The following is a 15,310-nucleotide window of genomic DNA, read 5'->3' on the forward strand; positions in this document are numbered from 1 at the left end:
GGCCAAGGAGTCTAACCCGGCTTTCGGGCGGGCGACCACACGAATCAAGAGGTTTTAGCCCGGCATGGGGCTATAATGCCGGCCTTTCCGTTCTCCCCTTGCCCGCTTCGGAGCCCGCATGACCCAGGATCAACTCAAACAGGCAGTGGCTCAGGCCGCCGTCGACTTCATCCTCCCGAAACTCGACGACAAGAGCATCGTCGGGGTCGGCACCGGCTCCACCGCCAACTGCTTCATCGACGCGCTGGCCCAGCACAAGGGCGCATTTGACGGCGCGGTCGCCAGTTCCGAAGCCACCGCCGCCCGCCTCAAGGGCCACGGCATTCCGGTGTATGAGCTCAATACCGTCAGCGACCTGGAGTTCTACGTCGACGGCGCCGATGAAAGCGACGAGCACCTGAACCTGATCAAGGGCGGCGGCGCAGCCCTGACCCGCGAGAAGATTGTGGCGGCCGTGGCCAAGACCTTCATCTGCATCGCCGACGCCAGCAAACTGGTGCCGGTGCTCGGTGCGTTCCCGCTGCCCGTGGAAGTGATCCCGATGGCCCGCAGCCACGTGGCCCGCGAGCTGGTGAAGCTCGGCGGCGACCCGGTCTACCGTGAAGGCGTGCTGACCGACAACGGCAACATTATCCTCGACGTTTTCAACATGCAGATCACCAACCCGGTGGAGTTGGAGACGCAGATCAACGCCATCGTCGGCGTGGTCACCAACGGTTTGTTCGCGGCACGTCCGGCGGATCTGTTGCTGCTGGGCACCAGCGAAGGCGTGAAAACCCTCAAGGCCTGAACCCCTGCACTTCCGTAGGAGCAGAGCTTGCTCGCGAAGAGGCCGTAACAGTCGACAGAGATGTTGAATGTTACGGCCTCTTCGCGAGCAAGCTCTGCTCCTACAGGGATTTGGGGTGTTGGTTAGGGTTGTGGTGGTTTTTTGAAGGTGTAAAACAGGTTCGGCTCGCTCACCAGGTACATCGTACCGTCGTCATCCATGGCGATCCCTTCCGCTTGCGGCACCGTCTTCTGCAACCCCTGACGGCCCTTGCTCAGTGACAGGGTGCTCAGCGGTCGCCCGTTCACATCCAGTTCCAGAATCAGTCGCGACTCATCCGACAACGCCAGCAGATGGCCGCTGCGCTCGTCGTATTGCAGGCTCGACAGGTCCGTCACGAACATCCCGGCATCGCGCTTGGGGTTGTTCACCACGTGCACCGCGTAGGATTTTTCCGGGTTGTAATGCGGAAAGCCCTGCACTTCATAGATCAGCATCGGGTCGCGTTCCTTGGCGACAAACAACCGCTTGCCCACCGAGTCGTACGCCAGACCTTCGAAGCCCTTATTGCTGCTCATGTGCACGCCAAGGGTCATCTGCTCGGCATCCGCTGCGTCGAGGAACGTTGTGTCCTTCTCCAGATGGATCTTGATCAGCCGCTGCTCGCGCTCGTCAGTGATCACGTACGTGTCGGCGCTGATGAATTCTACGGCTTCCGGATCGCCAAACCCGACCAGCGCAATGCGTCGAAGAATCTGGCCGTCCAGAGACAGCTCGATCAGCTCAGAGTTTTTGTTGGTGACGGTGAACAGGCTTTTGCGCACCGGATCGAAGGTCAACGCCGAAACATCGTCATCCAGCCCTTCAATGACTCGCGCCTCGACCGTTACCTGATAGTGATCCAGAGCGATGGACTGATCGTTCGTCGGCTGCCAGAGCGTGTGCAGATTGAACCAGCCGCGCTCGAACAGGCGCAGGTACTGGCCGACCGCAATCAGCGCGATCAGGGCAATCACCGACAGGATCAACATCAGGGGTTTGGGGCGGGCAAGTCGGCGCATTCAGGCAAGCTCGAGAACAGAACAGGCGGATGAAATACCACGCCAGCCTGAATTGAAGCTTAATGGCCAGTGGCCGCGGCCCCGCAGGTTTACCCCAACAAGCGACCGCGCGCCACCCTCACGACGGGCTTATTTCTGTTTTTCGAAACGGTAGAACAGGTTCGATTCGCTCACCATGTACAGCGTACCCGCATCGTCCATGGTCACGCCTTCGGCGCGAGGGATGGTTTTCTTCAGACCATTGAAGCCGCCCAGCAGGGTCATGAAGCTGACCTGCTCGCCCTTCTCGTCCAGCTCCAGCAGCAAGTGGGAGTCGGCGGACAACACCAGGGTGTGACCGGTGCGCGGGTCGATGGCCAGGGCCGAGAGGTTGCGGATGTCCAGTTCGTCATTGGCGAGTTTCTGCTTGTCGCCGGTGAGTGTCTGGCCATCGTTGCTTTTCCAGGTAAACAACGCCGGTGGACGCTCTTCACCCAGCAACATTTGCTGATTGCGCGAGTCCCAGACAATGGCTTCGAAGGCCTTGTTCTGGTCTTTCGAAGGGCCCAGGTCGTATTTCGGGAAGTTGGCGATATTCAGCTCGCGGGTGTCGGCGTCAACCTTGACGATGGAGAGCATGTGTTCGCGCTCATCGACGATGGCCAGCAGACCGTTACCCATCGCGGTCACCCCTTCCGGATTGCTCCAGCCCACCAGCGGCATCTTGCGCAGCACGTCACCCTGCAAAGTCAGTTCGACCAGGAACGGATTTTTGCCCATGACCGAAAACAGGGTTTTGGACTGCGGATCGTAGGCCAGGTCCGACGCTTCGTCCTTCTCCATGCCCGGCAGCACTTTGGCGTCGATCACGGCCCGGTAATCCGGCAGCCAGATGCTCTCCTGACGTTCGGTGGGGCTTTCGAAACGCTCCAGCACCCAGAGCACACCACGGTCATCCCAGTGCATCGCAAACGCGAGGCCATATGCGGCAGCGACCCCCAGCAAAAGCCAGGAATACCAACGCATGACAAAGCGCGAGCGGCGGGCAGTTTTAAGCGTGGGCAGCGGTTGGGTGACCATCGAGGGATGCGTTCCAGAAATTCAGGCTAAGGGTAATAGCATAATTGGGACCGGCTCAGACGCCGCAGGTCCCGGAATTATCCAGACGAGATGTGAAAAAAACGGGAAATGACGGGAAAGCCCTTTTACTGCCGATCACAAAAACCAATGTGGGAGCGAGCTTGCTCCCACAGGGTTTTGCGGTGTCTTGACTAGCGGACGCTGCTGGTGAAGCTGCTGGCGCCTGGCAATTCCAGCACCAGCTCATCACCGACATTCAGCGGACCGACGCCAACCGGCGTACCCGTCAGGATCACGTCACCGGCCTGCAGCGAGAAGCAGCCGGCCATGTGCTGGATCATCGGCACGATCGGGTTGAGCATCGCGCTGCTGTTGCCGTCCTGGCGGACTTCACCATTGATGGTCAGGCGGATGCCGATGTCGGTCAGGTCAGCGAACGTGCTGCCGGACACGAAGGGCGCAATCACCGCCGCACCGTCGAAGGACTTGGCGATTTCCCACGGCAGGCCCTTGGATTTCAGCTCGGCCTGCTTGTCGCGCAGCGTCAGGTCCAGAGCCGGAGCGAAGCCGGAGATAGCATCGAGTACTTCTTCACGGTTTGGCTTGGTCGACAATGGCTTGCCGATCAACACCGCGATTTCCGCTTCGTAATGCACCGAACCCCGTTCGGCCGGAATGCTGAAACCGCCTTCCAGCGGCACGACGCAACTGCCCGGCTTAATGAACAGCAGCGGTTCTGTAGGCACCGGGTTGTCCAGCTCCTTGGCGTGTTCGGCGTAGTTGCGGCCGATGCACACCACCTTCCCGAGCGGAAAGTGAATACGCGTACCGTCGACATACTGGTGCTGATAGCTCATTACCGACTCCTGTTTCGTAGCTCTTAAATTCAAAAGTCAAACAGCGAAAATCTTGCCCGGGTTCATGATGCCGTTCGGGTCGAACACCGCTTTGACGGCTTTCATGTACTCGATCTCAACCGGTGAGCGGCTGTAGGTCAAGTAGTCACGCTTGGTCATGCCCACGCCATGTTCGGCGGAAATCGAGCCGTTGTACTTCTCGACGGTTTCGAACACCCACTTGTTGACGGTCGCGCACTTGGCAAAGAACTCGTCCTTGCTCAGGTTTTCCGGCTTGAGGATGTTCAAGTGCAGGTTGCCGTCGCCGATGTGGCCGAACCAGACGATTTCGAAATCCGGGTAGTGTTCGCCGACGATCGCGTCGATTTCCTTCAGGAACGCCGGGACTTTCGACACAGTGACCGAAATGTCGTTCTTGTACGGCGTCCAGTGCGAGAGGGTCTCGGAGATGTATTCGCGCAGCTTCCAGAGGTTCTGCAGCTGGGTTTCGCTCTGGCTCATCACGCCGTCCAGCACCCAGCCCTGCTCGACGCAGTGCTCGAAGGTTTCCAGGGCGTGGTTGGCCACTTCTTCGGTGGTCGCTTCGAATTCCAGCAGCGCGTAGAACGGGCAATCGGACTCGAAAGGCGCCGGCACGTCGCCGCGCGCCATCACCTTGGCCAATGCTTTGTCGGAGAAAAATTCGAAGGCGGTCAGGTCGAGCTTGCTCTGGAACGCGTGCAACACCGGCATGATCGAGTCGAAATCGGCCGTGCCGAGGACCATGGCGGTGAGGTTTTTCGGCGCGCGGTCCAGACGCATGGTGGCTTCGACCACAAAACCGAGGGTACCTTCGGCGCCGATAAACAACTGACGCAAGTCGTAACCCGTGGCGTTCTTGATCAGGTCTTTGTTCAGCTCCAGCAGATCGCCTTTGCCGGTGACGACTTTCATGCCCGCGACCCAGTTGCGGGTCATGCCGTAGCGAATGACCTTGATCCCGCCGGCATTGGTGCCGATATTGCCGCCGATCTGGCTGGAACCTGCCGAAGCGAAGTCCACCGGGTAGTAAAGGCCTTTTTCTTCGGCGACGTTCTGCAGGTGTTCGGTGACCACGCCTGGCTGGCAGACCGCTGTGCGGTCGGTCAGGTTCACGTCGAGGATCTGGTTCATGTAGTCGAAGGACACGACGACTTCGCCATTGGACGCCACGGCAGCGGCGGAAAGCCCGGTGCGACCGCCGGACGGCACCAGCGCAATTTTATGTTCATTGGCCCAACGGACAATGGCCTGAACCTGCTCGGCGGTCTTGGGGAACACGATGGCGGTTGGGGCCGGGGCGAAATGCTTGGTCCAATCCTTACCGTAAGCATTCAGGGAGTCGGCATCGGTCAGCACCTTGCCAGGCTCAACCAGGGTCTTCAGCTCTTCAATCAGGGCAGGATTGGTCATCGACAGAACTCTCGAACAATTCATGGTCATCCTGAGAACGCTTCACGTCGCAGGAATGAGTGTTTAGCGGGGTGCATATGCTAGCATACCGACCCCGCAGCATAGTGCCCAACGGCTGTTCTGCGGCGACGGCATTCTTGTCGTCCGGGTCAGCGTTCTGTGCCCTGTTTTATACGTACGTTCCTCTTTTGACGAGTGGCTGTTGCCGTCAAGCAAGGCGCCGCGACGAGTCATAGCTGGCTATGGCGAGGAGCGGCAACGCAGCATGACGACAACAGACGCCGTCAAAAAGGAACAGTACGTATAAGACAGGGCACCCTGACTATTTCCTGCCATTTTTCTCCGGGATACAGGTTTACGCAGATGAGCAAGACTTCTCTCGATAAGAGCAAGATCAAGTTCCTTCTTCTCGAAGGCGTCCACCAATCGGCTGTCGACGTCCTCAAGTCGGCGGGCTACACCAGCATCGAGTACCTCACTGGTTCTCTGCCGGAAGCCCAGCTGAAGGAAAAGATCGCTGATGCGCACTTCATCGGCATTCGCTCCCGCACTCAACTGACCGAAGAGATCTTCGATCAGGCGAAGAAACTGGTGGCTGTCGGCTGTTTCTGCATCGGCACCAACCAGGTCGACCTCAACGCGGCTCGCGAACGCGGCATCGCGGTGTTCAACGCACCGTACTCCAACACGCGTTCCGTAGCGGAGCTGGTGCTGGCAGAGGCGATCCTGTTGTTGCGCGGCATTCCTGAGAAGAACGCTTCCTGCCACCGTGGCGGCTGGATCAAGAGCGCAGCCAACTCCTTCGAAATCCGCGGCAAGAAGCTCGGCATCGTGGGTTACGGTTCGATTGGTACTCAATTGTCGGTCCTGGCTGAAGGCCTGGGCATGCAGGTGTACTTCTACGACACCGTGACCAAGCTGCCATTGGGCAACGCGACGCAAGTTGCCAGCCTGACCGAGCTGCTGGGCATGTCCGACATCGTCACCCTGCACGTTCCGGAAACCGCTGCGACCCAGTGGATGATCGGCGAGAAGGAAATCCGCGCGATCAAGAAGGGCGGCATCCTGATCAACGCTGCTCGCGGCACCGTGGTCGAGCTGGACGCCCTGGCGGACGCAATCAAGGACAAGCACCTGATCGGCGCGGCCATCGACGTATTCCCGGTGGAGCCTCGCTCCAACGATGAAGAGTTCGCAAGCCCGCTGCGTGGCCTGGACAACGTGATCCTGACCCCGCACATCGGCGGTTCCACCGCTGAAGCGCAAGCCAACATCGGTCTGGAAGTGGCAGAGAAGCTGGTCAAGTACAGCGACAACGGTACGTCGGTTTCGTCGGTGAACTTCCCGGAAGTAGCGCTGCCGGCTCACCCTGGCAAGCACCGTCTGCTGCACATCCACGAGAACATTCCGGGTGTGATGAGCGAGATCAACAAGGTCTTCGCCGAAAACGGCATCAACATTTCCGGTCAGTTCCTGCAGACCAACGAGAAAGTCGGCTACGTCGTGATCGACGTCGACGCCGATTACTCGGAAATGGCGCAAGAGAAGCTGCAGCACATCAACGGCACCATTCGTTGCCGCGTGTTGTTCTGATAGCGACTTGAGTGACAAAAAGGGAGACTTTCGAGTCTCCCTTTTTCATGCGCGCGACAACGTTACTTGACGTTGACGGTGATTTTTTTTGAAACGATTGGCGGATCGAACGGCAGGTGACCGCTGTCGCCCAACTCGAGCTGCAAGGTGTGCTTGCCCGGTGTCAATTTGACTTCAGCCTGGGTCTGCGCCTTGCCGAAGTGCATATGGTTGGCATCATTCGGAATCGGTGCGTCTTTGGCAGGCAGCTTGTCGACATCGATCAGCAAATGGTGATGGCCGGTGTTTTTGGTGACATCGCCCGCGGGCGCCAGCGCGACGTTCTCGACGGCGAACTTGACGATGAAGGTTTGCGGGACCGTGGCACCGTCCGCGGGAGAAACGATGGACACTTCTGCACCCTTGGGAGCCGGTGTGGCAGCCGTTGCCAGCATCGAAGCCCCCAGCAACAGGCCAGCCAATGCTGCTCGTGACATAAAGGTTTTCATTCTCTTCTCCAGTTTTTTCGTAAAATCCGCGTGACCATGACAACTTCACGGCCATTCGTTGTCGAAGGTATTCGACAACCATAGCAAAGCGAGCCTGAACCAGAGCATCGCGATAATGAATCCAAAGGAGTGACCATGCGTTTTTTGCCTGGCCTGATCTGCCTGCTACCTCTTTTGAGCCCTTTGGCTCATGCCGAACTGATTGACGATGTAAACGACCGTGGCGAATTGCGCATTGCTCTTGAGGCTAATACACCGCCGTTCAATTTCAAGGATGATGGCAAACTAACGGGCTTCGAAGTCGAATTGGGCCAACTGCTGGCCAACGAATTGGATGTACGGGCCGACTTCGTCATTACCGACTCCAGCGATCTGTTGCAAGGCGTTGAAACCGGCAAGTACGACGTCGCCATCAACCACATAGCAGTGACCCCGGACCTCAAGGATCGTTTCGACTTCAGCGAACCTTACAGCTACACCCATGCGCAATTGATCGCGCAGAAGGAAGAGCAACCGCGCTCGATGCTGCTGGTGCAAGCCTTGACCGAAGAGAAGCCGAAAGTCGGCCCGACCGTGAGCCTGGCGATTCCGTTTCAGAAGGGTAACCCGGCGTTTCATGCCAGCCTGGAAAACGCGCTGCAGCGGATCAAGGCGGATGGGCGACTGGAAGCGTTGTCGCAGAAGTGGTTGGGGGCGGATACGAGTGTGGCGCCCAAACCCTGATTTCAGGCTGGCTCCCACAGTGGTTTGTGCAGGTTGTTAGCTGAGTGTTGCCAGAGCCTGCGACGCTTCAGCCAACTCCAGCTCGCTGAAAACCTGGACACCGTGACGCTTGAGCAACGCCGCAGTAACACCTTCACCACTGACCTTCACACCACTAAACGTCCCGTCATAGGTCAACAAGTTCCCGCAAGACGGGCTATTGGCCTTGAGCACGGCGATCCTGATGCCGAGCTTTTGCACCCGTTCCAACGCCTGATAAGCCCCCGAGAGAAACTCGGCGCTGACGTCCTCGCCCTCGGTGGTGATCACAAAGGCGTGGCCATCAAGCACTTCACCACCCTGCCCGCCCGGAATCTCCGCCGCCGCCCTTGGCGTCGGCAAGCCACCGGCCACCTCCGGACACAACGGCACCACCCGACCTTCATCAAGCCACTGCTGAAGTTGATCGAAAGGCCCGCTGGCGCCGCCGTCGTAACGTACGCGGTGGCCCAGCAGACAGCGGCTTACCAGAATTTTCTGCATGATCAGAACGGCTCGTTGCCACGACGCCGGAACCAACCGGTCAACGACAGGCGATCTCGGATCGCGGGCAGGACTTCGTGGGGCACCTCGCCCGACAGGAACACCACCAGGCATCCGCCGGTAGGGACTACATCGTATTCGACACCTTCATCAAGGTACAGGCGCAACTGGCCGCCGTGCTCGGGCAGCCAGGCGTCATTGAGGTAAACCACCGCCGACACCCTGCGCCGGTCATCGTCACGAAAACGGTCGACATGCTTGAGGTAGAAAGCGCCGGGCGGGTACAGGGCGAAATGGCTTTCGAAATCTTCCAGGCCCAAAAACAAACCGCGATTCATCGCCTCGCGCAGGCTGTCCATCAACTCAAGATAGCTGTCGCAAGCATCGGCCTGGCCGGGCTCGATCCACTGGATATGGTCACCGCGAATCCCCTCGCGAATTTCGGTTGTCGGCCCGCGCCCCACGGCGGCCGGGACCAATTCACCCTCGGCAGCACGTTTACGGCACTCAGCCGCCAATTCCAGGGTCAGAGCCTTGGGCAGGAAAATATTCTGCTGCGACCAGCCGTGTTCAGCCAGGTCGTCGACGATACGTAACAGCAGCGGGTGATCAGAGGGTATTGGCATGGCGCGCATAGTATTCCTGTGCCCGAAAATCCGACAGAGCCGCGCAGCGGCTTGATACGAATTCTCGACAAGTCCGTATGCCGCACGGAGAATAGTCGCCTGCTGACAGGAGTCCCTATGCGCCGTTTGCTTTTTTCAATGCTGATGTTCTGCGTTATGCCTGCTTGGGCAGACGGCCACGACCAGTTGTACAAGGTCGCCGGTTGGCCAGAACAACGCGCGCATTTCAACGACGCTCTCTCGGCCGCTCAGCAGCGGTATCAGAACAGCCTGCCACCGGCCGTTTTCCAGGCGTTGGTGAACAACAGTAATCAGCGCTTTGCCCCTCAGGCCGTGGACCAGCGCGCCGAGGCGCAATTGCGCAAGACCCTTGCCGATCCAAAACCCGCGCTGGCGTTCTTTCAGTCACCCCTGGGCAAGAAAATCGTTGCCGCCGAATTGCTCGCGACCCGTCGTGATCAGCTGGCAAAAAACGCCAAGGGTTTACCCAAGATCCAGGCCAGCGACAGCCGCCTGTTGATCATCGGCCATCTGGCACAGGCCCTGCCCGCTCGCGAGGCTGGCGCTGAAGTCAGCCTGGCGATTGCTGGTGTCGCGGCCGACAGCCTCAGTTCGATGATCCCCGGCCTGCTCGGCGGTGGTCAGGCTCAAGGCATGTTGAACGGCCAGCGCCAGCGCTTGATGGACCAGATTGGCAGCGACCTGAACAACACACTGTTGTATGTCTATCGCGACCTGTCGGATGAAGAACTGGAAGAGTTCGCGACCTTCGCCGAGTCCACCGAGGGCAAGGCTTATTACCAGGCAGCATTGGCGGCGATTCGGGCGGGGCTGGCGGTGGGGCAGAGTACGCCGAGCCTCACCCAGTAATCTGCAGCGCCTTTGAGATTGCTTTCGCGGGCAAGCCTCGCTCCTACAGGGAAATGCATTCCAATTGTAGGAGCGAGGCTTGCCCGCGAAGAGGCCATAACTGCCGCTAGAGATTCCGGCCTTTAATTCGTTTAGTCAAAAACCCGAAATACTCCCGCCGCAACGCCAGCGTCTCATTCGCCAGGTGATGCCGCGCCTCGGGCAACATCAGCACCTGCGGCCGATCGAACTTGCCCCGCAACACCTCAAGGTTATGCCCCCAATCCACCGTCATGTCCGCCTGCCCCTGAACAATCAACGGTCTCCGCGGACTGTTCGGTGCAGCTTCGATGCGTTTGATCCACCGCGCCAAAGCACCGACCCAGGCAGTCGGCAGACGTAGCGGCTGCAATGGATCGGCTTGCAGGAAGGGCAAAAAATCCGGGTCGTTGGAGTTCTCGCTGAAGCGCCGGGCGATGGCTTTGACGAAAGGTTTGAGCAGGTAATAGCTGAGCTGCGACCAGCCCCAGGCGCGCGGCCTCACCAGGGGTGACAGCAGGATGACTTGCCCCTGGGCCGGACTGCTGGCGCCCTGATTGAGCACATGATCAATCACGATCGCGCCGCCAGTGCTTTGCCCGCACAGGTGCCACGGTTGCGGCAGATCAAGGGATTGCGCCTCGGTGAACAATCTTTGCAATGTGTCCTGATACTCGGCGAAATCCTTGATGCTGGCCCGTTCGCCACTGGACAGCCCGTGTCCCGGCAGGTCGCAGGCAATCACCGCAAAATTCTGATCCAGCGCCCACTCGATCACATGCCGGTAAAGTCCGGTGTGATCGTAAAAGCCGTGGAACAAAAACAGCGTCGCCTTCGCCCGCTCGGGCCACCAGACCTGGCTGACCACTTCATAACCATCGACCTCGAAACGCCCAAGGCCACTGCGCACGCTACGCCCGGCAAAATCCAGCCCGTAGAAGCGCTGGTAAGCCAGCGCTTCTACCGACAGCGGCTGCCTGTCGGACAGTGGCCGCAGGCTGGCACGCAGATGATCGGGGTCGAAAGTGGCAGACATGAGCAATTCCAGAACGTGAAACGGACTTTATGGGCCTGCGATATTCATCTGTCGCGGCAAGCATGGCAAGCTAGCGCACCTTCGAGGACCGAAATCCATGCGCTCGCCCTACCGCGCCACACTGCTTGCCAGCCTGCTCGCCCTCGTGTGTGCCGGCGTGCTGTGGGTTGCTTACGACTGGTTTCAGGGTCGCTACCTGCGAGCGTTTAGCGAGCACACTGCGGTGTTCTCCGGTGACCCGCTGCGCCTGCCCGACAACCTCGCCGGCCCCGGCGCCATCCGCCTCGTGCACTTCTGGGACCCGGCCTGCCCGTGCAATGTCGGTAACCAACAGCACCTGAGCGAACTGGTTGAGCACTATGTACCGCAGGGCGTGGAGTTTTATGCGGTACAAAAGCCTGGCAGCCACGGTCAGTTACCGAGCACTTTAAGCCGCCTGAAAAGCATCACCATCCTCCCAGGTTCCGAACAGATCCCCGCCAGCCCGGCCGTGGCGATTTGGGATCGCAGCGGCAAACTGGCGTATTTCGGCCCGTACAGCGAAGGCCTGACCTGCAATTCGAACAACAGCTTTATTGAACCGATCTTGCAAGCGTTGAACCAAGGCCGCGCGGTGGATGCCACGCATACATTGGCGGTGGGTTGTTACTGCCCGTGGCCCGTCGACACAACGAAGTAAGGCTGACTGGAGACGCGAATCCCTCCTAAGTGCGATGGCCATACCGGCAAGCCGTGTTAAACAGTGCAGCCAGGGAACTGCTGCCACTTATAACAACAAGGAATCACCATGAAACGTAGCCTGACTGTTCTGGCCCTGCTGATTGTCGCGCTCGCCGCAGGTGCAGGTTGGTACGTCTACAGCAAGCAACCGACACGCCAGGGCATGGTGGAGCTGCAACACCTGCAAGGTTCGGTCACCGTGCGCTACGACGGGCGCGGCATCCCGCACATCCGCGCGGAGAACGAAACCGACCTGTACCGCGCCCTCGGGTACGTGCACGCCCAGGACCGGCTATTTCAGATGGAAGTCCTGCGCCGCCTCGCCCGCGGAGAGCTGGCCGAGGTACTGGGCCCGAAACTGCTCGACACTGACAAGCTGATGCGCAGCCTGCGCATTCGTGAACGCGCCGACACCTACCTGGCGAATCTGGACAAACAATCGCCGGCCTTTATCGCCATGCAAGCCTATCTGGACGGCATCAACCAGTATCAGGACAGCCATCCAAAACCCGCAGAGTTTGATGTTCTGGGCATCCCCAAACGCCCATTCACGGCTCAGGACACCATCGGCATCGCCGGCTACATGGCCTACAGTTTTGCCGCGGCGTTTCGCACCGAACCGTTGCTGACCTACGTGCGCGATCAGCTGGGACCCAACTACCTGACTGTCTTCGATCTCGACTGGCAGCCCAAAGGTGTGCTCAACGGCAGCACGCTGCCCCTCGCCAGTACCGACTGGAAAGACCTCAACACCCTCGCCCGCCTTAGCGAACAGGCACTCGCCGACAACGGTTTGCCGCAGTTCGAGGGCAGCAACGCCTGGGTCGTCTCTGGAGGCCGAACCAAAAGCGGCAAACCGCTGTTGGCCGGCGACCCGCATATCCGCTTTTCCGCGCCGTCGGTGTGGTATGAAGCGCACCTATCGGCGCCCGGCTTTGAGCTCTACGGCCACTATCAGGCGTTGATGCCGTTCGCCTCCCTCGGGATGAACCGCGATTTCGGCTGGAGCATCACCATGTTCCAGAACGACGACCTCGATCTGATCGCCGAGAAGGTCAACCCGGACAACCCCAATCAGGTCTGGTATCGCGGCAAGTGGGTGGACATGGTGACCAGCGAACAGCAGATCGCGGTCAAGGGCCAGGCGCCGGTAACACTGGTGCTGCGCCAGTCGCCCCACGGTCCGATCGTCAACGATGCGCTCGGCAGCAGCGTCGGCAAAACACCGATCGCCATGTGGTGGGGTTTTCTCGAAAGCCAGAATCCGATCCTTGAAGGCTTCTACCAGCTCAACCGCGCCGACACCCTAGCCAAGGCGCGCAGTGCCGCGGCGAAGATTCAGACGCCGGGTCTGAACATCGTCTGGGCCAACGCCAAGGGCGACATCGGCTGGTGGGCAGCAGCGCAACTGCCAAAACGTCCGGCGGGTGTGCGTCCGGAGTTCATCCTCGACGGCAGCACCGCCGAAGCGGACAAGGAAGGTTTCTACCCGTTCAGCGCCAACCCACAGGAAGAGAACCCGGCACGCGGTTACATCGTTTCGGCCAACTTCCAACCGGTGTCGCCAACCGGCATGGAGGTTCCCGGTTATTACAACCTGGCCGATCGAGGTCAGCAGCTTAATCGCCAGCTCAGCGACAAAACCATCAAGTGGGATCTGGACGCCAGCCAGAAGCTGCAACTGGGTACCACCACCGCCTACGGCCCGCGCCTGCTGGCGCCACTGCTGCCGATATTGCGCGAAGTAGTGAGCGATCCCGCCGAGCTTAAACTGGTTGAGCAACTGGCCCAGTGGAAAGGCGACTACCCGCTCGATTCCACCAGCGCCACGCTGTTCAACCAGCTCCTGTTCAACCTGGCTGACGCGACGATGCACGATGAGCTGGGCAATGACTTCTTCGAAACATTGCTGTCGACCCGGGTGATTGATGCGGCATTACCGCGACTGGCCGCGACCCCCGATTCGCCGTGGTGGGACAACCGCAACACCCTCGGCAAGGAAACCCGCGCCGATACGGTCAAGGTTGCGTGGCAAGCGAGCATCGCTCACCTCAAGACCACCCTCGGCGCCGATTTCGCGCAATGGCAGTGGGGCAAGGCGCACACGCTGACGCATGGCCATCCGCTGGGGCAGCAAAAGCCTCTGGATCGTCTCTTTAATGTCGGCCCGTTCGCGGCGCCAGGCACTCACGAAGTCCCGAACAACCTTTCGGCCAAGATCGGTCCGGCGCCGTGGCCGGTGACGTATGGTCCGTCGACCCGCCGCCTGATCGACTTCGCCGACCCGGCCCACAGCCTGACCATCAACCCGGTCGGCCAGAGCGGCGTGCCGTTCGACAGCCACTATGACGACCAGGCTGAGGCGTTTATCGAAGGGATCTACTACCAGGCGCATCTCAATGATGAAGAAGTCACGGCCAATACTCGCAGTACGTTGAAGCTGTTGCCGGCGCGGGCGGCACCCTAAAAATCAAACCATCGCCGCAAAGTTCAACCTGAACTGCTGCGGCGTCACCCCCAGCCTGCGGTTGAACACACTGCGCATGTGCTGGGCATCGCGAAACCCGCACTGATAGGCCACGGTTTTAAGCGGTGAATGTGTGCTTTCAAGCAGCACCCGCGCTGCATCCACCCTGGCCCGTTCGACGAATTCCGCCGGGGTGATTTTCGCCTCTTTGGTAAACACCCTGGAAAAGTTGCGGGCACTCATGTTGGCGGCGTTGGCCAGGTCGGCAATCGTCAGGTCGCCCGTCAGGTTGGCCAACACGTAGAGCTGCACCAACGCAACGGCAGAAGTGGGTTCGGCGTGTGGCGTGAGGAATGGACTGAACTGTGACTGCCCGCCGGAGCGCTGAGTGAACACCACCAATCGTTTTGCCACACTCAATGCGACTTCCGGCCCGTGATCCCTGGCCAGCAAGTACAGCGACAGATCAATCCCCGCCGTGACACCCGCCGAGGTGTAGAGCTCGCCGTCCTGCACGTAAAGGCGATCAGCATCGATCTGAGTCGACGGGCACAACTGCGCCAGCGCCGCGGCGTCGCCCCAGTGGGTGGTGACCGTTCGCCCTTCCAGCAACCCGGCCCGGGCAAGCATGAACGCGCCGTTGCAGATCGAGCCAAAACGCTGCGCCAGCGCGCAGGCATCGCGCAGCCAGGCATCGAATGCCGCACCGAAATCCATGAACGGCAACTGCGGCCCACCGGCCACCAACAGCAAGTCATACGCCGCCAGCGCTTCGCTGAAATGCCGATGGGCATTGAGTGTCAAACCGTTCGAACACGGCATCACCCCGCGCTCGACGCCGATCACCTCCAGTCGATAGTGATCGCGCGGTTCGAGGAAACGATTGGCTTCTGAAAACACATCCATGGGACCGGTGACGTCCAGGGACTGAACGCCTGCGAACACCACGATGGCAACGGTTTTACTCATGGCAAGATTCGCCTTCCAAGTATTGAAATGAAAGTCGGCCATCACACGATCTGTAATTGGATGGACTCGCCCAAGCCGAGGCGTCAATGCGCCACGGTGGC

The 15,310-nt window shown here is 59.7% G+C and carries 15 protein-coding genes; 6 read left to right on the top strand and 9 right to left on the bottom strand.

Annotated elements, in window-relative coordinates:
- Window positions 1-118: 118 nt before the first annotated feature.
- A complete protein-coding gene (rpiA, locus tag QK293_RS23540) occupies window positions 119-790 on the top strand; it encodes a ribose-5-phosphate isomerase RpiA (protein ID WP_282381633.1) in 672 nt (223 codons plus the stop codon).
- A gap of 122 nt (window positions 791-912) precedes the next feature.
- Here rpiA and QK293_RS23545 read toward each other — a convergent pair whose 3' ends face one another.
- From QK293_RS23545 to QK293_RS23560, 4 genes are all read right to left on the bottom strand, one after another.
- Window positions 913-1,830: an SdiA-regulated domain-containing protein gene (locus QK293_RS23545; protein WP_282381635.1), complete on the bottom strand. Its 918-nt coding sequence runs from the start codon at window positions 1,828-1,830 to the stop codon at window positions 913-915.
- Between the two features lie 129 nt (window positions 1,831-1,959).
- On the bottom strand, window positions 1,960-2,889 hold the full coding sequence (locus QK293_RS23550; RefSeq protein WP_282381637.1) for an SdiA-regulated domain-containing protein: 930 nt from the start codon (window positions 2,887-2,889) through the stop codon (window positions 1,960-1,962).
- A 191-nt stretch (window positions 2,890-3,080) separates the two neighbouring features.
- Window positions 3,081-3,746, bottom strand: coding sequence for a fumarylacetoacetate hydrolase family protein (locus QK293_RS23555; protein ID WP_282381639.1), 666 nt, complete (start codon window positions 3,744-3,746; stop codon window positions 3,081-3,083).
- Between the two features lie 36 nt (window positions 3,747-3,782).
- Window positions 3,783-5,177, bottom strand: coding sequence for an FAD-binding oxidoreductase (locus tag QK293_RS23560; RefSeq protein ID WP_282381641.1), 1,395 nt, complete (start codon window positions 5,175-5,177; stop codon window positions 3,783-3,785).
- A gap of 363 nt (window positions 5,178-5,540) precedes the next feature.
- On the opposite strand from QK293_RS23560, the gene serA reads away from it, so the two are divergent.
- Window positions 5,541-6,770: a phosphoglycerate dehydrogenase gene (gene serA / locus QK293_RS23565; protein WP_282381643.1), complete on the top strand. Its 1,230-nt coding sequence runs from the start codon at window positions 5,541-5,543 to the stop codon at window positions 6,768-6,770.
- Between the two features lie 62 nt (window positions 6,771-6,832).
- Here serA and QK293_RS23570 read toward each other — a convergent pair whose 3' ends face one another.
- Window positions 6,833-7,258: a DUF4399 domain-containing protein gene (locus tag QK293_RS23570; protein ID WP_282381645.1), complete on the bottom strand. Its 426-nt coding sequence runs from the start codon at window positions 7,256-7,258 to the stop codon at window positions 6,833-6,835.
- A 135-nt stretch (window positions 7,259-7,393) separates the two neighbouring features.
- Between QK293_RS23570 and QK293_RS23575 the strand changes: the two genes are divergently transcribed.
- Window positions 7,394-7,981, top strand: a complete 588-nt coding sequence (locus QK293_RS23575) for a transporter substrate-binding domain-containing protein (RefSeq protein ID WP_282381647.1) — start codon at window positions 7,394-7,396, stop codon at window positions 7,979-7,981.
- 36 nt (window positions 7,982-8,017) lie between these two features.
- Here the strand turns inward: QK293_RS23575 and QK293_RS23580 are convergent, their stop codons facing one another.
- Together QK293_RS23580 and QK293_RS23585 are read right to left on the bottom strand one after the other, a co-directional pair.
- A complete protein-coding gene (locus QK293_RS23580) occupies window positions 8,018-8,503 on the bottom strand; it encodes a DUF523 domain-containing protein (protein WP_282381649.1) in 486 nt (161 codons plus the stop codon).
- A gap of 2 nt (window positions 8,504-8,505) precedes the next feature.
- Window positions 8,506-9,138 carry a 2OG-Fe(II) oxygenase gene (locus QK293_RS23585; protein WP_282381651.1) on the bottom strand — a complete coding sequence of 211 codons (633 nt, stop codon included), beginning with the start codon at window positions 9,136-9,138 and terminating at the stop codon, window positions 8,506-8,508.
- Window positions 9,139-9,246: 108 nt separating this feature from the next.
- Here QK293_RS23585 and QK293_RS23590 point away from each other — a divergent pair, with 108 nt between their 5' ends.
- The gene (locus tag QK293_RS23590; RefSeq protein ID WP_282381653.1) at window positions 9,247-9,999 is read left to right on the top strand and encodes a DUF2059 domain-containing protein; all 753 of its coding nucleotides are present in this window, start codon (window positions 9,247-9,249) and stop codon (window positions 9,997-9,999) included.
- A gap of 106 nt (window positions 10,000-10,105) precedes the next feature.
- On the opposite strand, the gene QK293_RS23595 is transcribed toward QK293_RS23590, so the two are convergent.
- On the bottom strand, window positions 10,106-11,053 hold the full coding sequence (locus tag QK293_RS23595; protein ID WP_282381655.1) for an alpha/beta hydrolase: 948 nt from the start codon (window positions 11,051-11,053) through the stop codon (window positions 10,106-10,108).
- Window positions 11,054-11,150: 97 nt separating this feature from the next.
- Here QK293_RS23595 and QK293_RS23600 point away from each other — a divergent pair, with 97 nt between their 5' ends.
- Complete coding sequence (locus QK293_RS23600; protein ID WP_282381657.1) at window positions 11,151-11,732, top strand: DUF6436 domain-containing protein; 582 nt, start codon at window positions 11,151-11,153, stop codon at window positions 11,730-11,732.
- A 108-nt stretch (window positions 11,733-11,840) separates the two neighbouring features.
- Complete coding sequence (locus QK293_RS23605; RefSeq protein ID WP_282381659.1) at window positions 11,841-14,240, top strand: penicillin acylase family protein; 2,400 nt, start codon at window positions 11,841-11,843, stop codon at window positions 14,238-14,240.
- Window positions 14,241-14,243: 3 nt separating this feature from the next.
- Here the strand turns inward: QK293_RS23605 and QK293_RS23610 are convergent, their stop codons facing one another.
- Complete coding sequence (locus tag QK293_RS23610) at window positions 14,244-15,209, bottom strand: DJ-1/PfpI family protein (protein WP_282381661.1); 966 nt, start codon at window positions 15,207-15,209, stop codon at window positions 14,244-14,246.
- Window positions 15,210-15,310: the final 101 nt, after the last annotated feature.

This window comes from Pseudomonas sp. AL03 (genome assembly GCF_029960815.1).
Taxonomy (GTDB): domain Bacteria; phylum Pseudomonadota; class Gammaproteobacteria; order Pseudomonadales; family Pseudomonadaceae; genus Aquipseudomonas.